The organism is Georgenia sp. G2120, assembly GCF_055326485.1.
In genome coordinates, this window is the sequence record NZ_JBUZNL010000001.1 from 208,304 (window position 1) to 226,591 (window position 18,288).

Annotated in this window: 15 protein-coding genes; 7 read left to right on the forward strand and 8 right to left on the reverse strand. The window is 74.1% G+C overall.

Annotated elements, in window-relative coordinates:
• Positions 1-307 precede the first annotated feature (307 nt).
• From ACZLMO_RS01110 to ACZLMO_RS01135, 6 genes are all read right to left on the reverse strand, one after another.
• Positions 308-1,066 (reverse strand): ABC transporter ATP-binding protein, encoded by a 759-nt coding sequence (locus tag ACZLMO_RS01110; protein ID WP_463652636.1) that lies wholly within the window; start codon positions 1,064-1,066, stop codon positions 308-310.
• Complete coding sequence (locus ACZLMO_RS01115) at positions 1,063-2,862, reverse strand: branched-chain amino acid ABC transporter ATP-binding protein/permease (RefSeq protein ID WP_463652637.1); 1,800 nt, start codon at positions 2,860-2,862, stop codon at positions 1,063-1,065. Before ACZLMO_RS01115 ends, ACZLMO_RS01110 begins: the two co-directional genes overlap by 4 nt.
• On the reverse strand, positions 2,849-3,706 hold the full coding sequence (locus ACZLMO_RS01120; protein WP_463652638.1) for a branched-chain amino acid ABC transporter permease: 858 nt from the start codon (positions 3,704-3,706) through the stop codon (positions 2,849-2,851). Before ACZLMO_RS01120 ends, ACZLMO_RS01115 begins: the two co-directional genes overlap by 14 nt.
• A 91-nt stretch (positions 3,707-3,797) precedes the next feature.
• Entirely contained in the window at positions 3,798-4,979 is a 1,182-nt protein-coding gene (locus ACZLMO_RS01125; RefSeq protein WP_463652639.1) for an ABC transporter substrate-binding protein, read from the reverse strand.
• 272 nt (positions 4,980-5,251) lie between these two features.
• Positions 5,252-6,070, reverse strand: coding sequence for a PspA/IM30 family protein (locus ACZLMO_RS01130; RefSeq protein ID WP_463652640.1), 819 nt, complete (start codon positions 6,068-6,070; stop codon positions 5,252-5,254).
• Positions 6,071-6,215: 145 nt separating this feature from the next.
• Positions 6,216-8,210, reverse strand: a complete 1,995-nt coding sequence (locus ACZLMO_RS01135; RefSeq protein ID WP_425714445.1) for a TPM domain-containing protein — start codon at positions 8,208-8,210, stop codon at positions 6,216-6,218.
• Positions 8,211-8,536: 326 nt separating this feature from the next.
• On the opposite strand from ACZLMO_RS01135, the gene ACZLMO_RS01140 reads away from it, so the two are divergent.
• From ACZLMO_RS01140 to ACZLMO_RS01155, 4 genes are all read left to right on the forward strand, one after another.
• Complete coding sequence (locus tag ACZLMO_RS01140) at positions 8,537-8,911, forward strand: cold-shock protein (protein ID WP_425714446.1); 375 nt, start codon at positions 8,537-8,539, stop codon at positions 8,909-8,911.
• Positions 8,912-9,046: 135 nt separating this feature from the next.
• Positions 9,047-9,964, forward strand: a complete 918-nt coding sequence (locus ACZLMO_RS01145; protein ID WP_425714447.1) for a DUF3027 domain-containing protein — start codon at positions 9,047-9,049, stop codon at positions 9,962-9,964.
• Positions 9,961-10,902, forward strand: a complete 942-nt coding sequence (locus tag ACZLMO_RS01150; protein WP_425714448.1) for a hypothetical protein — start codon at positions 9,961-9,963, stop codon at positions 10,900-10,902. The genes ACZLMO_RS01145 and ACZLMO_RS01150 overlap by 4 nt, the downstream gene beginning before the upstream one ends.
• Entirely contained in the window at positions 10,899-12,179 is a 1,281-nt protein-coding gene (locus ACZLMO_RS01155; protein WP_425714449.1) for an MFS transporter, read from the forward strand. The genes ACZLMO_RS01150 and ACZLMO_RS01155 overlap by 4 nt, the downstream gene beginning before the upstream one ends.
• Before the next feature lie 86 nt (positions 12,180-12,265).
• On the opposite strand, the gene ACZLMO_RS01160 is transcribed toward ACZLMO_RS01155, so the two are convergent.
• Positions 12,266-13,213, reverse strand: coding sequence for an NAD(P)-dependent oxidoreductase (locus tag ACZLMO_RS01160; RefSeq protein WP_463652641.1), 948 nt, complete (start codon positions 13,211-13,213; stop codon positions 12,266-12,268).
• A gap of 221 nt (positions 13,214-13,434) precedes the next feature.
• Here ACZLMO_RS01160 and ACZLMO_RS01165 point away from each other — a divergent pair, with 221 nt between their 5' ends.
• Together ACZLMO_RS01165 and ACZLMO_RS01170 are read left to right on the forward strand one after the other, a co-directional pair.
• Positions 13,435-14,865 carry an NCS2 family permease gene (locus ACZLMO_RS01165; RefSeq protein ID WP_463652740.1) on the forward strand — a complete coding sequence of 477 codons (1,431 nt, stop codon included), beginning with the start codon at positions 13,435-13,437 and terminating at the stop codon, positions 14,863-14,865.
• Between the two features lie 7 nt (positions 14,866-14,872).
• Positions 14,873-16,207, forward strand: a complete 1,335-nt coding sequence (locus tag ACZLMO_RS01170) for an MFS transporter (RefSeq protein WP_463652642.1) — start codon at positions 14,873-14,875, stop codon at positions 16,205-16,207.
• 52 nt (positions 16,208-16,259) lie between these two features.
• Here ACZLMO_RS01170 and serC read toward each other — a convergent pair whose 3' ends face one another.
• Complete coding sequence (serC, locus tag ACZLMO_RS01175) at positions 16,260-17,366, reverse strand: phosphoserine transaminase (RefSeq protein WP_463652643.1); 1,107 nt, start codon at positions 17,364-17,366, stop codon at positions 16,260-16,262.
• A 190-nt stretch (positions 17,367-17,556) separates the two neighbouring features.
• On the opposite strand from serC, the gene ACZLMO_RS01180 reads away from it, so the two are divergent.
• Positions 17,557-18,234 (forward strand): metal-dependent transcriptional regulator, encoded by a 678-nt coding sequence (locus tag ACZLMO_RS01180; RefSeq protein WP_425714453.1) that lies wholly within the window; start codon positions 17,557-17,559, stop codon positions 18,232-18,234.
• The last annotated feature ends 54 nt before the right edge of the window (positions 18,235-18,288 follow it).

Consider the following 18,288-nt stretch of genomic DNA (forward strand, 5'->3'; position numbering starts at 1 on the left):
CGGACCGGCCGCGCGGGCACGGGCCGACACGAGCACGTCGAGCGCCGACCGAGGTCGACGTCGAGCCGCGCCGTGAGGTGCCAGAGGTTGCCCACCGATGCTCCCGGGTCGGGTCCGCGATGCGGACCAGGTAGTTGACGATTCACATACAAGCACACCCGACGGCGGACGGGAACCACCCGCACGGACCGTCCGCATCGTGGACAGGGCTCTGCCCGACGACGAACCCGGGGCGTCCGGTGCGGGACCGTGGTGTGCCAGGCGGCCGCGAGGAGCCGCCGGGGCGCCGGGCGATGAGGCGAGCGCCTCAGTTCTCGTCGTCGGCAGGGGTGGCCGTGCCACCGGCTGATCCGCCGCTGCTGCCGCCCGCTCCGCCGAGGTAGTACGGCGACAGCGCCGAGGTGCGCTCCGCCAGCAGCGCCGCGCAGGTGTCGGTCCGCACGATCCGGCCGCGGTGCATGACGTGGGCGGTGCTCCCCACGGCGAGCGCGATCTCGACGAACTGCTCGACGAGCAGGATCCCGACGCCGGACGCCGCCAGCTCGACCAGCGCGTCGACGAGGGTGCGCACCATCTGCGGCGCCAGGCCGAGGGAGAGCTCGTCGACCATGAGGACGGTCGGCCGGGTCGCGAGCGCGCGGGCGACGACGAGCATCTGCTGCTCCCCGCCCGAGAGCAGTCCGGCGCGCACGTCGCGCCGTTCGGCGAGCCGCGGGAAGAGGTCGAAGGCCCGCTCGAGGGCGGACCCGGACCGGTCGACGACGACGAGGTTCTGCGCCACCGTGAGCCTGGAGAACACGCTGCGGCCCTGCTCGGCGTAGCCGAGGCCGGCGCGCGCCCGGCGGTGGACGGCCAGTCGGTCGATCCGCCGCCCGCCGAGCGCGACCGTCCCGGACGCGGCGGGGAGCATGCCGGCGATCCCGTCGAGCAGCGTGGTCTTGCCGGCGCCGTTCGCGCCGAGCAGCACCGTGATCTCGCCGCGGGGAACGACGAGGTCGACGTCCCGGCAGATCGTCAGGTCGCCGCGCTGGACGGTCAGCGCCTCCACCTCGAGCCCGTCGCTCATGCCGTCGCCTCCGTCCCGAGGTAGGCGGCCACCACGCGGGGGTCGTCGAGCACGTCCGCCACGGGTCCGCTCGCGATCACGTGCCCGTCGTCGAGCGCGGTGGCGCGGGTGGCCGCCGCCCGCACGAACTCCATGTCGTGCTCGATGAGGAGGGTCGCGCAGCCGAGCTCGGCGGGGATGCGGTGGACCCGGTCGGCCAGCGCGCGGCTCTCGGCCTCCCCGAGCCCGGCCGCGGGCTCGTCGAGCAGGAGCACGCGGGGGCCCGAGGCGAGCGCCCCGCCGATCTCGAGGATGCGGCGCGACCCGGCGTCCATCAGCCGGATCGGCACGTCGGCGTCCGGCAGCCCGAGGAACTCCGTGACCCGCGCGGCCCGGTCCGCGCCCGCGCGCCCGCCGGCCAGCCGCAGGTACTGCCCGACGGTGAGGCCGTCGATCGCGTGCCCGTGCTGGAACGTGCGGCGCAGACCGAGCCGGGCGCGGGCCCGGGCGGACAGGGCGTCGACGGGCGCCGCGCCGAGGCGCACCTCGCCGTCGTAGGCGGGGAGGAAGCCGGTGACGGCGTCGACGAGGGTCGACTTGCCCGCGCCGTTCGAGCCGATGAGCGCGTGCACGCCCGCCGGGTCGAGGCGCAGGGAGACGTCGTCGAGGATCGTCGCGCCCCCGAGCCGCACCGTCAGGCCGGCCACCTCGAGGGCGGGCCCCCGGTCGGTCGCGTCCGCCGACCGGATGGGCGAGGTGGCGGGGTGCGGCGTCGTCGTGCGGGGACCGTCCGCCGCGGGTCCGTCCGCCACGGGGGTCGGCGACGTCGAGGGGTGCGGCGGCGTCGTCGGCTCCGGGAGGTCACAGGTCAGCCGCCTGCCGCGCACGGCCCGCGTCTCGAGGCGGTCGCTCACCTGCTCCATGATCCCGCCGTTGCCCTGGCGCAGGACCTCGAAGGCGCCGAGTGCCATGAGGGCGTCGGCGGCGTCGAGGGGGAGTCCGACGCGGCGCAGGAGCTCGGGGACGAACACCGAGAAGACGCCCGCGAGGACCGCGCCGCCGAGCACCGCCGCCCCGCACAGGACCGCGGTGACGAGGTGGACCATCGAGGTCATCGGCGAGAACACGGCCGGCGTGAGGAGCCCGTACTGCCCGGCGAGCAGCCCGCCCGCGAGCCCGGCGATCAGGGCGGCCCACATGAACGCGCTCGCCTTCGCGCCGCCGACCCGGACGCCCAGGGCCGCCGCCGCGCGTTCGCTCTCGCGGACCGCCGACCAGCCGAGACCGTGGCGCGACCGGCCGAGCGCCGAGAGCCCGAGCTGCGCGAGCGCGAGGAGGACCCAGCACAGGGCGAAGAACCAGCGCGGGTCGCCGAACGGGTCGGCGGGCAGGACCGGCGTGCCCGAGCCGACGCCGGGGAAGCTGCCCTGGCGCAGGACGAGGTCGAGCGCGGTGGCGAACCCGAGGGTGACCACGGCCAGCTCGACGCCGCGGATCCGGGCGGTGGCCAGCCCGATGACGAGGCCGACCGGCGCCGCGACGAGCCCCCCGGCGAGCACGAGCAGCGGGAACGGGAGGTCGGGCACGGCGAGCGCGAGCCACGACGTCACCCAGCCGCCGATCGCGGCGAACGACATCTGGCACAGCGTGATGAGGCCGGTCCGGTTCGTCAGCACGCCGATGCTGCGCGCGACCAGCGCCGTGATCGCCACCGTGCTCAGCAGGTAGACCCAGTAGACGGGCAGGACGAGCCCGAGAATCACGAGCACGACGACGAGGAGCGCGGTGGCGACCGTGCGCACGTCAGCGAGGCGCATCCCAGACCTCCCGCCTCCGGAGCCACATGAGGGCCACGGCGATGATGAGGAACGGGATCGCGCCCCGGTACTCGGCGATCGCGTCGATCCGGGAGCCGGCCCCCTCGACCGCCCCGACGGCGAGGCCGCCGAGCACGGCGATCCACACGTGGCTGAACGCGCCGAGCAGTGCGGCGGCCAGGGCCGGGACCACGAGGAAGGACATCGACTCGAAGGTGGGGTTGCGGGTCGGGGCGACGAGCAGGAGCGCGAGGGTGGAGAGCACGCCGGTCGTCGCCCAGACGGTGACCGCGAGGCGGCGCGAGTCGATCCCGAGCAGCTGGACGGTCATCGGGCGCTCGGACATGGCCTCGAGGCGCAGGCCGGTCTGCGAGTGGCGCAGGAGCAGGGTGAGGGCGGACGCGATCGCGACGGTGAGCACGAGGGCGACCACGGTGGTGAGCGAGACCCGCACCCCGGCGACGTCGAACATGACGTCCGGGACGAGGCTCGGCATCACCCGGGGCGAGTCGCCGAACATCTGGAAGCCGGCGGTGAGGAGCACGACGAGGAGGACCACGGTGACGACGGCCCGCACGGTGACGGACGGCTCGCCGAACCAGCGGGCCATCACCCACCCGGCGAACCCGGCCACGACGCCGGAGACGGCGAGACCGCCGAGCGCGGCGAGGGGGAGCGGGACGCCCGAGCCGAGCAGCGCGTAGCAGAGGTACGCGCCGACGGCGCCGAGCGCGGCCTGCCCGAAGTTGAGCACGCCGACCAGGCGGTACAGCACCACCACGCAGACCGCGAGGATCGCGTAGGCGGAGCCGGACACGAGCCCGGAGACGACGCCGTCGAGCATCAGCGGGTCCTGGCCGCCGTGGCCGACGGGGCCGCGGCGGCCCTCGTCGCCGAGGGCTCCCGGGTCGAGGCGGCCCCCTGCGCCGCTGGCGTCACGGCAGGCGCACCCAGTCGCTGACGGTCTCCCAGCCCTCCTCGGTGGCCTGGACCATCATGCTCGAGCGGTTGGGGTTGTGCTCGGTCGCGTCGCCGAAGGTGAAGGGCATGCCCATGAGCGGGTGCTCGATCTCGTCGAGCGCGCGGAACGCCTCGGTCACCGACTCGTCGGTGATCTCGCCGTCGATGCCCTCGAGCACCTCGACGAGGACCTCGGCGGCCACGTAGCCGCCCATCGACAGCGAGGTGAGCGGGACGTCGGCGTCGGTGAGCGTGGTGCGCCAGCCCTCGAGGCCCGGGGCGTCCCCGGTGTAGGGAAGGAACTCGGAGTTCGCGTAGAGGCCGAGCGTGCCCTGCTCCGCGAGGGACTCCTGGACGCTCACGCTGTAGGCCGAGGTGAGGGTGAGCCAGTCGATCTGGTCGAGCAGGCCCTGCTGGTCGACGGCGTTCATGAAGGCCACCGCGACCGGCTCGTTGGAGTTGAAGACGACCGCCTCGCAGCCTGCGTCGCGCACGGCGAGGATGGCCGGCGTCGGGTCGTCGCCGAGGACCACCGAGGTGTCGACGTGCGGGGCCTCGGAGCCGGTGTCCGCCTCCCACCGCTCGATGAGCTCGAGGTAGGGCTCGGTGAGGCCGGCGCTCTCCTGGATGACCGGGCACACGCGGTCGTGGCCGAGGTCCTCCGACGCGAAGTGGAGCAGGGCCTCGTACCCGCGGATCGTGCCGTTGTTGACCGGCGCGATGTTGGCCGACTCGAAGCACGAGGGCTCGACCCCGGTCCCGGAGATCGCCACCACGTCCCGCTGCGCGTAGAACGCGGCGTTCGCGCTGCACTCGACGAGGCTCGCGGAGCCGGCGAAGGCGACGACGCCGCTCTCGTCGACGAGGCGCCGCGCGGCCTGGCTCGCCTGCGCGGGGTCGCCGCCGTCGTCCTCGGAGATGAGCTCGATCATCCGGCCGTCGATGCCGCCCTCGGCGTTGACGCGCTCGAAGACGGCCTCGGCGGCGGCGGGCACCTCGGGGAACGGGGCGGGGCCGGTGATGGAGCTGACCGCACCGACCCGGATCGGGTCGCCCTCCGCGCCGTCGTCGTCACCGCCGGAGCAGGCGGCGAGGGTGAGCGCAGCGGTGGCGGCGAGGGCGAGAAGCGTGGTCGTGCTGCGTGTGCGGGACGTCATCGTGCGGGGGTCTCCTTGTGCCTCGGCATGCCTGTGGCTGCCGGATCCGCTCCGCTGCGGGCCGGCCCGACGGACGGCTGTGCGTCCCGCGCGCCACCTTCGTCCCGATTGTCACAACTTTGGGGACGGTGGACAACCGGTACTGCGGAAGGTGAGACGACGAGCCGCCGGGGCCGGGACGACGAGGCGCCCGTGACCTCGACGGTCACGGGCGCCTCGTGGGTGGTCGCCGGCACGAACCCCAGAGTGCCGGGGTCCGGGCGGCCGGAGCCTCAGTAGGCCGTGCGGTCCTCGGCCTGCGGCTCGTTCGTCGCGGCGTCGCCGGGGACGTACTCGCCGGCCTCGGACCCGGCGTCGGCGGTGATCGCCTGCGGCGAGCGGCCCGCCTTGAGCGCGGCGAGGCGCGCGTCGATCTCCATGTCCTTGCTGTGGTCGGCCAGCTCGGCGAACTGGTCCTCGATCGAGCCGGCGTTGATCTCGGCCTGCCCGGCGACGTAGGCCTCCTCGCGGCGGACCTGGTCCTCGAAGCGGGAGATCTCGCTGGTCGGGTCGAGCACGTTGATCGACGAGATCGCGCCCTGGACCTGCTTCTGCGCGGACGCGGACTTCTGGCGGGCGACGAGCTGGTCACGCTTGCCCTTGAGCTCCTCGAGCTTGCCGCGCATCTGCACGAGCCCGGCCTTGAGCTTCTCGACGACCTCGTTCTGCGAGTCGATCATCGGCTTGGCGGACTGGGCCTCGCCCTCGGCGGTGATCTGCTTGTTGAGCGCGATCTTGGCGAGGTTGTCGAACTTCGACGCGCCGGCGGCGTCCCCGGAGGTGCGCAGCTCCTCGGCCTTGTTCGAGGCGGCGAGCGCCTTCTGGCCCCAGTCGCGGGCGTCGCGGACGTCCTCCTGGTAGTCGCGCTCGGCGAGGCGCAGGTTGCCGATGGTCACGGCCACGGCGTCCTCGGCCTCCTTGATGGAGCTCGTGTAGTCGCGCACCATCTGGTCCAGCATCTTCTGCGGGTCCTCGGCGCGGTCCAGCAGCGCGTTGACGTTCGCGCGCGTCAGCTGGGCGATGCGCCCGAGGATGCTCTGCTTCTCAGCCATGTGATCTCCCTGTCGGTGGTGTCGCGGTTGTCGGTCGTACCTACCGCGCCGCGTTCGCGACGCCGTCTGTCAGGGCCGGCGGGTGCCGGCCGGTCGTGGGGCCGGGACGGTCACGGCCCGGCCGGGGGTCGGTCGACGACGCCGGTCAGAAGCGCCCGCCGAAGCTGCTGCCGCCGAAGCCGCCTCCGCCGCCGCCGCCGAACCCTCCGCCGAAGCCGCCTCCGCCGCCCCAGCCGCCGTGGTGGTCGTCACCCCCGCCGAGGAGCCCGCCGATGATGCCGCCGATGACGAGGGAGCCGACGTCGACCCCGCCCCGGCGCGGGTGGTAGCCGCGGCCGTACGGGTTGCCGGCCCCGTAGCCGGAGCCGAGCTGGAGGGACGCGAGGTCCCGCTCGACGTCCTGCTGCGCCTCGCGGAGCATCGTCGTGGCGCGTCCGGCCGCGCGGATCGACTCGTCGGGGGAGGAGTCGAGCAGGGACCGGGCGCGCAGGATCTCGTCCTCCGCGCCGCGGACCTGCGTGCGGGCGTGCTGGCCCACCGCGCCGCGCCGCGTGTTGATGAGCTGGTCGACCGAGCGGTGCAGCCGCTCCGCCGCCTCGATCCGGCCCTCGGCGATCGAGCGGTTGCGGCGCACCACCTCGGCGCGCTCGCGCATGGGGGCGAGGACCTCGTCGATCGCGGTCTCGGCGCTGGTGAGCCGGTCGAGCGCGGCGAGCGGGTCGCCGCCCTGACGCGCCTCCTCGCCCTGGGCGATCGCGGCGACCGCCTCCTCGCGGGCCGAGCGGACGCCCGGGTTGTCGCGGGCGAGGCGGTCGGCGTCCTCGACGTCGGAGGAGATCGACGCGATCGCCTTGGCGAGGTTCGCCGAGGCGTGCTCGAGCTGCTGGCCGGCGCCGGCCACGCGGTCCGCGAGCTCGGCGGCCTGGTGGACGGCCTCCTCGGCCACGCGGGCGTGGGTGACGGCGGCGCGCCGGTTGCGGGTGGCGGCGGCCAGCCCCTCGTCCACGCTGCGCAGCGCCGAGTCGAGGAGCTGCTCGGCCTGCTCGGGGTCGTCCTTGACGGAGGCGAGCGCGGACGCCGGGTAGCGGCCGGTCAGCGCCCGCAGGTGGATGCGGGAGTTCTCGACCTCGCCGCGCACCTCCTCGGCACGCGTCCGGGTCTCCTCGAGGACCTCCTCGACCCGGGACTCGATGTTGCGCAGCCGCTCGAACTCCTCCTGCTGGGAGCTGAGCGTCGTGCGCACCACCTCGCTGCGGTCGAGGATCCGCAGGAGCAGCCGGCGCTCCTCGTCCTCGGACTCCGGGTGCTCGTCGTCGAGGGTGCGCCGCGCCTGGAAGGCCTCGTCGACGGCCTTCTGCGCCGCGGCGAGCGCCTCGGTGAACTCGTCCGTGCGACGCAGGCCGAACTGGGCCTTGGCGAACTCGAGCTCGGCGGCGGAGGAGCGCACGGCGTCGTCGGCGCCGACGAGCGCGGACCCGGCCTCCTTCCGCAGCTCCGGCAGGGGGAGTCGCGCCGGGTGGTTCTCGGGCAGCCCTTCGAGAGGGTCCTTGGCGCCGCTCTTCCCGGTCTTCCGGCGCCACGCGGCGAAACCGACGGCCCCGACGGCGACGACCGCGACGCCGCCGATGAGGAACCCACCGATCCCGATGCCGCCCGTCGCGTCGCCGAGCCCCTCGCCCCACGCGGTGCCGAGCTCGGACCACTCCCCGGCGTTGAAATGGTCGGCCACGTCGCCGTCGATGACGGACTGGACCTCGCCGTCGGACACCGGTGCGTTCTCGCCGACGGCTACCCCGTACGCGGACTCGTCGACCGCGATCGCGAGGAGGACCTCGTCGTCGGACATGTTGGACAGCTGCGCGGTCTCCTCGGCCCACTGCGGCGCGGACGTCCCGCCGAAGTCGGAGACGTAGACGATGAACGGCTGGACGTCGTGCTCCGCCTCGATCTGGTCGAACAGCGCCTCGAGGTCGGCCTCCTCGGCATCGCTCAGCACGTCGGCCTCGTCGAGCACGCCGTCCGGCAGGTTCGACGGGTCCGCCGCCAGTGCCGGTCCGGCCAGCAGGACGGGGCCGAGCGCGAGCGCGGCGATACCGAGCGGGGCGGCGAGGCGGCGGGGGCGACGAGAGGCAGGTCTCACCCAACGATCTTGGCGTGATGTGGCCGCCGTCGCAACGAGGGTCCGTCGCCTTCCGCCGCGGGCGGACACGTCCTGCCCGGTCGGTGCCGCTCGGGGGTCCGCCCCCGGCGGGTCCGGCCCTCGTCGTCGTGCCCGGTCCCGGTCCGTCGGGACGGACGACGACGCGCGACCACGTAGGCCGAGGCACGCGACGACGGGCGGTGTGGTGCCGGACCAGGCACGGCGGGGTGTCGGCGGCCGCGGGTATCATGTGCCGGTCGGGCCGAGGCGGGCCCGCCCACGCACGCCGACAGCCGTCGGCCCCGATCGACGAATGAGGTTCCGCGGTGCCCACCGGCAAGGTCAAGTTCTACGACCCCGACAAGGGGTTCGGCTTCATCGCCGGGGACGACGGTTCCGAGGTCTTCCTGCACGCCTCCGCCATGCCCGCCGGTGCCAGCCCGCGCGCCGGGGCACGCGTCGACTACGGGGTGGCGGACGGCCGCCGCGGCCCGCAGGCCCTGTCGGTCACCGTGCTCGAGGCCCCGCCGTCGGTCGCCAAGGCGCACCGCCGGCCGGCCGAGGACATGGCGACCATCGTCGAGGACCTCATCAAGACTCTCGACCGCGCCTCGAGCTCGCTCAACCGCGGGCGCTACCCGGACAACGGGGCCAAGCTCGCGGCGATGCTCCGCGCGGTGGCCGACCAGTTCGACGCCTGAACGCCCGTCTCGACCTCTGGGCCATCCGTCTCGACGGCTGAGCCCCCCGCGCGGGTGACCGACCGCATGCGCGGCGGCGCCCCCACGGCCGACCCCGGGGCCGCCTGCCCGCGGCGTCACGCCTAGACTGTCCGGGTGTCTGCAGCCCGCACCGCCCGTGCCCCCTCGAAGGATCAGGTCCTGTCCGGGGCCGTCGAGGTGGCCCGCTCTGCCGCCGAGGATGTCGCCATCGGCGGTCACGTCGGCGACCACACGGGCTTCGAGCTCCACGCCGACCGGGTCGGCACGCACTACTTCGCCTCGCAGGTCCCCGGCTACCAGGGGTGGCGCTGGGCGGTGACCGTCGCCCGCGTACCGCGCGGCCGGACCCCGAGCGTGAGCGAGGTCGAGCTCGTCCCCGGAGACGGCGCCCTGCTGGCCCCGGCGTGGGTGCCGTGGGCCGACCGCCTGCGCCCCGGCGACCTCGGCACGAACGACGTCCTGCCCTACGTGGCCGAGGACGACCGGCTCGTCCAGGGGTACGAGTTCACGGGCGAGGAGGACGACGCCGAGCGGCAGGTCGCCGAGGACCTCGGCCTCGCGCGCGCCCGGGTGCTCTCGCCCCGTGGCCGCGCCGAGGCCATGCAGCGGTGGTACGAGGGGGCTGCCGGCCCCGACGCGCCGGTGGCGAAGAACGCGGCGGGCCCCTGCTCGTCGTGCGGGTTCTTCATGCAGCTCGCCGGCACCGCGCGGACGATGTTCGGCGTGTGCGCGAACGAGTGGTCGCCCGACGACGGCCGGGTGGTCGCCCTCGACCACGGGTGCGGCGCCCACTCCGAGACCCGCGCGCCCGAGCCCGCCCCGCTGTGGGACGCGACCCCGCCCGTGCGCGACGAGGCCGACCTCATCGTCCTCCCGCCGCTCAACCCCGTGCCCGAGGAGCCGGCGGAGGTCGAGGAGACGGACGAGGCGTCCGGCAAGTCGTCGGTCGAGAAGCCGGCGGGGGCCGAGGAGCCGGCCACCGGGGACGATCCGGCCCCGCAGGACGGGCCCGAGGTGTCGGACCCGACGTGACCGATCCGCAGCAGGGGGATGCTCCGGACTGGGAGGCCCAGGAGCAGGAGCGCCAGAAGCTGGCGCTGAAGAACGTCGCCGGCTGGGCCGGCGGCTTCATCCGGCACCGCTGGACGGCGACCGGGCACGAGATCCGCCTCGGCGTGCGCAACGTGCTCGACCGGGACGAGCCGGCGGTCGGCACGATCCCCGCCGTCGTGTCGATGACGAGCTACGGCAAGCGCCTGCGCCGCACGGCCTACCTCGCGCTCGAGTCGATCGCCCGCGGCTCGGTGCGGCCCTCCCGCCTCATCCTCTGGGTCGACGAGCCCGAGGTCCTCGAGGACCCGCCGCAGACCCTGCGCCGCCTCATGGCCCGCGGCGTCGAGGTCCTCCCGTGCGAGAACTACGGGCCGCACAAGAAGTACTACCCGTACGTCGCGAGCCGGGAGCACCACGACCTCCCGCTCGTCACCGCGGACGACGACGTCATCTACCCCTACCGGTGGCTCGAGCAGATCTGGGGCGTGCACACCCAGCACCCCGGCGACGTCGTGGCGATGCGCGCCCACCGCGTCCGGCTGCAGGGGAAGATCCTCACCCCGTACCTCACGTGGCACCCGGTGCGCTCGACCCAGGCCTCGCACCGGCACTTCGCCACCGGCGTCTCGGGCGTCCTCCACCCGCCCGCCATGCTCGAGGCACTGAGGGAGTCGGGCACGACCTTCACCGAGCGCTGCCCCAAGGCGGACGACATCTGGCTGCACTGGCACTCCCTGCGCACCGGGACCCGCGTCCGCCAGGTCCACAACCGGCCGCGGGACTTCCGCGAGATCGAGCGGCCCTGGCAGACCGGCCTGTTCGAGTCGAACGGGTACGGCGGCGCCAACGACGCACAGATCAACGCGCTGTACACGGCGGAGGACATCGCCGTCATGGTCGACGACATCCCGCGGTGAGCCCCTCCTCCGCGCCACCGGCCGCGGACGGGCCGATGTTCCCGTTCCGGTCGGTCGTCCTCGGCGCGATGGTGCCGACCTTCCTCCTCGAGGTCGGCATCGGCGCCGCCCTTCCGGTCATCGTCACGCGGGCCACGGACCTCGGCGCCTCGCTCGGCGTCGCGAGCCTCCTGGCCGCGCTCGTCCCGGTCGGTCAGATCCTCGCGGACCTGCCGGCGGGCGGCCTCACCTCGCGGGTGGGGGACCGGTGGGCGATGGTCGCGGCGGGTCTTGTCGCCGTCGTCGGCTTCGTCCTCGGGGTGGTCGCCGGATCGGTCGTGGCGCTCGGCGTGGCGGCGCTCCTGCTCGGTGGTGCGCAGTCCGTGTTCGCGATCGCGCGTCACGCGTACCTCACGAGCACGACGGCGCCGCAACGCCGTGCGCGCGTCCTGTCGACGATCGCCGGGGTCTTCCGCGCCGGGCTGTTCGTCGGGCCGTTCGTCGGTGCGGCCGTGCTCCTTGCGGCCTCGACGAGGTGGGCGTTCGCCGTCGGCGTGGTGACGTCGCTGCTCGCGGTGGCGGTCGTCCTGCTCGCCGGCGGGTCCGAGGCCGACCGTCCCGCGGTGATGGCGCGGACGGCAGGTCGGCCGACGATGCGCTCGGTGGTCCGCCGGCACCGTGCCGTGCTCGCGCGCCTGGGCGCCGTGGCCGTGACGGTCGCGGCGGTGCGGGGCGCGCGGCAGACGGTGCTGCCGATCTGGGCGGAGCACATCGGGCTCGACGGTGCCACGACCTCGGTGATCTTCGGCGTCGCCGCGGGGATGGACATGCTGCTCTTCTACCCCTCGGGGCAGGTGATGGACCGGTTCGGGAGGCTGTGGGTGGGCGTGCCCGGGATGGCGATCATGGGCCTCGCGCTCGCGAGCATCCCGCTGACGGACTCGGCCGCCGAGCTGGGTGCGGCCGGCCTCGCGCTCGGCATCGGCAACGGGCTGACCTCGGGGATCCTCATGACGATCGGCTCAGACGCGGCCCCTCGCGAGGGCCAGGCCCAGTTCCTCGCCGCGTGGCGGCTGCAGGGCGACCTCGGCGCGGCGGCGAGCCCGCTCGTGCTCGCCGCGGGGCCGGCGCTGGGTTCTCTGGCCGTGGCCGTGTGGGTGACGTCGGGGGTGGCGGCGGTGTCCATCGCGGTGCAGCGGCGGTGGCTGCCGCGCTACTCCGTGCACGCTAGCCGGTCGACGCGGCGGGCTGCGGGCCTCAACCCCGACGGCTCGACCCCCACCCGCCTCGACGAGTGAGCGGGCGAGCTCATCGAGATTGCGGTTGGGGCCCCAACCGCAATCTCGGCGAGCACCAACCGCAATCTCGACGAACGGGGGGCTGCTCAGCCGCGGTCGACGACGTTGCGCATGGCCGAGACGTCCCCGGCCAGCAGGGCGCCCAGGTTGTGCTCGATCAGCTGCTTCCCGCCGTGCGCCCGGTAGCCCGCCACGTGCGGCGTGTAGACGAGGTTCGGCGCCTGCCACAGCCGTGACTCCGGCGGCAGCGGCTCCTGCTCGCTCACGTCGAGCCCGGCACCGGAGAGGGTGCCGGCCTCGAGGGCGTCGACGAGCGCGTCCTCGTCGAGGGTGGCCCCGCGGCCGACGTTGACGACGATCGCGCGGTCGGGGAGCAGGGTGATCCGCCGTGCGTCGAGGGCGTGCTCGGTCTCCGGGGTCGAGGGCAGGACCATGACGAGGATGTCGGTCTCCGTCAGCGCCGCGTCGAGCCCGTCCTGGGCGACGACGTCGTACCCGCCCCGCTCGCCGGCCGACCGGGCCACCCCGCGCACGCTCGCGCCCAGGGCGGTGAGGATCCCGGCGAGCCGCTGCCCGATGGACCCGAAGCCCCAGATCAGCACGCGCGCGTCGATGAGCGAGGCGACCCGCTCGGGCGGCTGGATCGAGCGGGGGCGGCGCAGCTCGTCGGCCCATCGCGACTCCCGCTGGGCCGCGAGCAGCTGCGGCATCCGCCTCAGCACGGTGAGCGCGAGGGTGACGGCGTGCTCGGCGACGGTCGCGTCGTGCAGCCCGCGCCCCGAGGTGAGGACGACGTCGTCCGGCAGGCCAGCCGCCTCGAACAGGTCGGTGCCGGCCGCGAGGGACTGCACCCAGCGCAGGTCCGGCAGGTCGCGGGCCACCGAGGTGAGCAGCGTCGGTGTGCCCCACGCGACGACGCCCTCGGCGTCGCGGTCCTCCGGCGGGATCTCGTGGCCCTCGCGGAGGGGGACGACGGTGACGCCGTCGGGCATCTCGAGGTCGAGGTCGGAGCGGTTGGTGACGAGCAGCTTCATGGCGACTTCCTCCGTCGGGACCGGGGTGCGCGGGCGGTGGGCAGGCAGTGCGAGGGGGCGGCGGCCGGGGACGACCGACGGCGGCGCGCCGGCCCCCGCCGTGGTCAGGGACTAGGGAGAACGGCCGGAGGCGTCCATAATGACCGACTGTGACCCCCGACGCAGACGCGACCGCCCCGGAGCCCACCTCCGGCCGCGCAACCCCAGTACCGGCGGACAACATGCTCGAGCGACTGTTCAAGATCCGGCAGCGCGGCTCGACCCCGTGGCGCGAGGTCCGTGGTGGCCTCGTCACGTTCTTCGCGATGAGCTACATCATCGTGCTCAACCCGATCATCCTCTCGACGCCGGACTCGACCGGCCACTACCTCGGCGGCGGCACCGAGGGCGCGAACTTCGCCGCCATCGCCGCCGGCACCGCGCTCGTCGCCGGCATCATGTCGATCCTCATGGGGTCGGTCGCGAACTTCCCGCTCGCGATCGCCGCCGGACTCGGGATCAACGCCCTCCTCGCCTACACCGTCGTCGGCATGGAGGGCATGACCTGGGGCGACGCGATGGGCCTCATCGTCCTCGAGGGTATCGTCATCCTCGTCCTCGTGCTCACCGGGTTGCGGGAGGCGATCTTCCGCGCCGTCCCATCGTCCCTCAAGACCGGCATCTCGGTCGGCATCGGTCTGTTCATCGCCCTCATCGGCGTGGTCAACGCGGGCATCGTCCGCCCCGGCGCGGGCACGCCGCTCGAGTTCGGCATCGGCGGCTCGATCGCCTCCTGGCCGCTCGTCGTCTTCATCATCGGGCTCCTCCTCATCCTCGTCCTCATGGCCCGGAACGTGCGCGGCGCGATCCTCATCGGCATCGTCGTCGCCACCGTGATCGCGGTGATCGTCGAGGCGGTCGCGAGCCCGGGCGCGCAGACCCCCGACGGGTCGAACCCCGGCGGCTGGGGCCTCACCGTCCCGGCGATCGAGGGCAGCATCGTCCAGGTCCCCGACTTCGCCACGCTCGGCCAGTTCTCCCTGTTCGGGGCGTTCGAGAAGATCGGCTTCGTCGCCGTCCTCGTCCTCATCTTCTCGATCATGCTCGCCGACTTCTTCGACACGATGGGCACGATGGTCGCCGTCGCCTCCGAGGGCGACCTGCTCGACGCCGACGGCAACCCGCCGGCCACGCGTCGCATCCTCGTCGTCGACTCGATCGCGGCCGCCGCCGGTGGCGCGGGCGGTGTCTCCTCGAACACGTCCTTCGTCGAGTCCGCGGCCGGCGTGGCCGACGGCGCCCGCACGGGCCTGTCGACGATCGTCACGGGCGCCTGCTTCCTGCTCGCGACGTTCCTCGCGCCGCTCGCGGAGGCGGTGCCCTACGAGGCGGCCACCCCCGCGCTCGTCGTCGTCGGGTTCCTCATGATGCAGCAGGTCGTCGACATCCCCTGGAAGAACCTGTCGCTCGCGATCCCGGCGTTCCTCACGATCATCTTCATGCCGTTCTCCTACTCGATCGCGGTGGGCATCGGCGTCGGCGTCGTCGCCTACGCGATCCTCATGGCGGCGACCGGGCAGGTGCGCAAGGTGCACCCGCTCATGTGGGGCGTCGTCGTCGCGTTCGCGATCTACTTCGCCCTCGGCCCGATCCAGGACCTGCTGGGGATCTGATCGATCGATGACGCAGGCGTCCACGGGCCCGAGGCGCGGGTTCCTCGGCTCGACGTTCCACTCGCTGCGGTACTTCAACTACCGGCTGTGGTTCTTCGGGTCGATGATCGCCAACACGGGCACGTGGGCGCAGCGCGTCGCCCAGGGCTGGCTCGTCCTCACCGAGCTGACGGACGACTCCGGCATCGCCATGGGCATCGTCACCGGGCTGCAGTTCCTGCCCGCGCTGCTGCTCAGCCCGATCGCCGGCGTGACCGCCGACCGGGTCGACCGGCGGAAGATGCTCATGCTCACCCAGGGGGCGATGGGCGCCCTCGCGCTCGGCCTCGGGATCCTCGTGCTCTCCGGCGCGGTCGAGCTGTGGATGGTCTACGGCTTCGCGTTCGCCCTGGGCTGCGCCTCGGCGTTCGACGGGCCCGTGCGCCAGACCTTCGTCTCCGACATGGTCCAGCCCGCGGACCTGCCGAACGCCGTGGGACTCAACTCGACGTCGTTCAACCTCGCCCGCATGGTCGGTCCGGGCCTGGCGGGCCTCGCGATCGCCTGGGTCGGGACGGGCTGGGTGTTCGTCGGCAACGGCGTGTTCTTCGGCGCGACGATCCTCGCCCTCACGCTCATGCGGGTCGGTGAGCTCAACCCCCGCGACGTCGTGCCCCGCGCCCGCGGCCAGTTCCGCGAGGGGCTCGCCTACGTGCGCCACCGCTCCGACCTCGTCGTCGTCATGGTGACCGTCGGCGTCGTCTCCAGCCTCGGGATGAACCAGGCGGTCACCCAGGGCGTCATGGCACGGCAGGTCTTCGAGCGCGGCCCGGAGGAGTACGGGGTGCTCGGGTCGGTCATGGCGGTCGGCTCGCTCCTCGGGGCGCTCATGGCCACCCGACGACGCAACCCGCGGGTGCGGACCGTCATCCTCGCCGCGTTCGCGTTCGGGGTGTCCTCGCTGCTGTCCGCGCTGGCCCCGAGCTTCTGGTGGTTCGCGGCCTCCCTCGTGCCCGTCGGCTTCACGGTGCTGACCATGCTCACGTCCGCGAACGCCACCGTGCAGACGTCGACCGACCCCGCCTACCGGGGTCGCGTGATGAGCCTGTACATGATGGTGCTGCTCGGCACCGGCCCGTTCGGCGCGCCCCTGGTCGGCTGGATCGCCGAGCAGTTCGGCGCCCGCACCTCGATCCTCGTCGGGGCCGTGCCCTCGATCCTCGTGGCCGCGATCGCCGCCCTGTGGGTGCGGCGCGCGTGGGACGTGCGGGTGGGGTTCGACCGCGAGCCGCGCCGGCACCTCACCTACGAGGGGCCTCGCGAGCGTGCGGCCCGCGCCGCCGAGGAGGGGCGTCAGACCTGAGGACGCCCGGGTGCGCCGGGAGCCTGCGCCGAGGCCGTGCCTGAGGCGCGGGTCAGCCCAGCGACTCGACGACGTGGTCGATGCACGCCGTGAGGGCCTCGACGTCCGCGAGCGGCACCGCGGGGAAGAGGCCGAACCGCAGCTGGTTGCGCCCGAGCTTGCGGTACGGCTCGACGTCGACCACCCCGTGCTCCCGCAGCACCGCGGCGACCGCGGCGGCGTCGACGCCCTCGAGGTCGACGGTCGCGACGACGGGGGAGCGGTACGCCTCCTCGACGAACGGCGCGGCCCACGAGCGCTGCTCCGCCCAGGCGTACACGTGCGCGGAGCTCTCGGCCGATCGTCCGGCGGACCACTCCAGCCCGCCGCGCTCGAGCATCCAGTCGAGCTGCTCGGCCAGCAGGACGAGCGTGGCGAGCGCGGGGGTGTTGACCGTCTGGTCCTTGCGCGAGCTCGCGAGCGCCGCTCCGAGGTCGAGGAACGCCGGCACCCAGCGGCTCGCCGTCAGCTCCTCGACCCGCGCGACCGCGGCGGGGGAGAGGGTGGCGACCCACAGGCCGCCGTCGCCCCCGAACGCCTTCTGCGGCGCGAAGTAGTAGGCGTCGGTCGCGGCGAGGTCGACCGGGACCGCGCCGGCGGCAGACGTGGCGTCGACCAGCGTGAGCGCGTCCGCCCCACCGATCCGCTCGACCGGGGCGAGGGCGCCGGTCGACGTCTCGTTGTGCGGGTACGCGTGGGCGTCCACGCCCTCGACGGCGGACAGGCGCGCGACGGACCCTGGTGCTGCCTCGACCCGCACGCTGGGGGCGAGGAACGGCGCGCGGTCCGTGACGGTCGCGAACTTGCTCGAGAACTCGCCGTGCACCGCGTGCTGGGCGCGCTCGCGCACGAGGCAGAACGCGGCCGCGTCCCAGAACGCCGTCGACCCGCCGTTGCCGAGGACGACCTCGTAGCCGTCCGGGAGCCCGAGCAGCTCCGCGACCCCCGAGCGCACCCGCGAGACGAGGCGCTCGACCGGCGCCTGCCGGTGCGAGGTGCCGAGCACGCCGGTCCCGGCGGCGGTCAGCGCCGCGAGCTGGCCGGCCCGGACCCGGGTGGGGCCGGAGCCGAAGCGCCCGTCGGCGGGCAGGAGGTGGGAAGGGATCGTCACGTCGGCCACCGGTCGATCATCCCACCGCGGCAGGGCCGAGGCTCCGGGCGTCCGCCGCCCGCGACCAGGCGACCGTCGCTCGTGGCCGGGCGTCTGCCGACCGGGTCGGATGTCGGGCCGGGCGGGTAAGGTCGAGGGTGTGCCCGGAGCGGGCACGCGGGGCAGCTGCCCCGCCACGTCCTCGTGCACCGGAGACACCATGAGCGATCTCATCGACACCACCGAGATGTATCTCAAGGCTGTCGTCGAGATGGAGGAGGAGGGCGTCCCGCCGCTGCGGGCGCGCATCGCCGAGCGGCTCGGTCACTCGGGCCCCACGGTCTCGCAGACCGTCAGCCGCATGGAGCGCGACGGCCTGCTCCACCTCAGCCCCTCCCGCGAGGTCGAGCTCACCACGGAGGGCCGCGACGCCGCCGTGCAGGTCATGCGCCGCCACCGCCTCGCCGAACGGCTCCTCGTCGACGTCGTCGGTCTCGACTGGGCGTTCGTCCACGAGGAGGCCTGCCGCTGGGAGCACGTGATGTCCGGACGGGTCGAGGAGCGCCTCGTCGACCTGCTGGGCGACCCGACCAACGACCCCTACGGCAACCCGATCCCGGGCACGGACGCCCCGGCGGCGGACCCGGGCATGACCTCGCTGTCCGAGGCGGTCGCCGACCTGCAGGACGGCGAGAGCCGCGAGCTCACCCTTGTACGCATCGGCGAGCCGCTCCAGGTGCACACCGGACTGCTGGCCGACATGCGCAGCGGCGGCCTGCTCCCCGGGGCGTCGATCACGGTCACGCGCCGGGACGACGTGCTCGAGCTCGACGCCGGGCAGGAGCTCGTGCTCGAGATGACGCCGGCCGACGGTCGTCACCTCGCCGTCGTCGCCTGACGCCTCCGCGCGACGAACGGCCCCGACGAGCCGCTCCCGCCCCGCCCCCGGGCG

What these genes read in the sequence shown, in the direction of transcription:
- ACZLMO_RS01110 (WP_463652636.1), bottom strand. Translation starts at nt 1,066, where the DNA reads ATGAGCGACGGGCTCGAGGTGGAGGCGCTGACCGTCCAGCGCGGCGAC.
- ACZLMO_RS01115 (WP_463652637.1), bottom strand. Translation starts at nt 2,862, where the DNA reads ATGCGCCTCGCTGACGTGCGCACGGTCGCCACCGCGCTCCTCGTCGTC.
- ACZLMO_RS01120 (WP_463652638.1), bottom strand. Translation starts at nt 3,706, where the DNA reads ATGCTCGACGGCGTCGTCTCCGGGCTCGTGTCCGGCTCCGCCTACGCG.
- ACZLMO_RS01125 (WP_463652639.1), bottom strand. Translation starts at nt 4,979, where the DNA reads ATGACGTCCCGCACACGCAGCACGACCACGCTTCTCGCCCTCGCCGCC.
- ACZLMO_RS01130 (WP_463652640.1), bottom strand. Translation starts at nt 6,070, where the DNA reads ATGGCTGAGAAGCAGAGCATCCTCGGGCGCATCGCCCAGCTGACGCGC.
- ACZLMO_RS01160 (WP_463652641.1), bottom strand. Translation starts at nt 13,213, where the DNA reads ATGAAGCTGCTCGTCACCAACCGCTCCGACCTCGACCTCGAGATGCCC.
- ACZLMO_RS01165 (WP_463652740.1), top strand. Translation starts at nt 13,435, where the DNA reads ATGCTCGAGCGACTGTTCAAGATCCGGCAGCGCGGCTCGACCCCGTGG.
- ACZLMO_RS01170 (WP_463652642.1), top strand. Translation starts at nt 14,873, where the DNA reads ATGACGCAGGCGTCCACGGGCCCGAGGCGCGGGTTCCTCGGCTCGACG.
- ACZLMO_RS01180 (WP_425714453.1), top strand. Translation starts at nt 17,557, where the DNA reads ATGAGCGATCTCATCGACACCACCGAGATGTATCTCAAGGCTGTCGTC.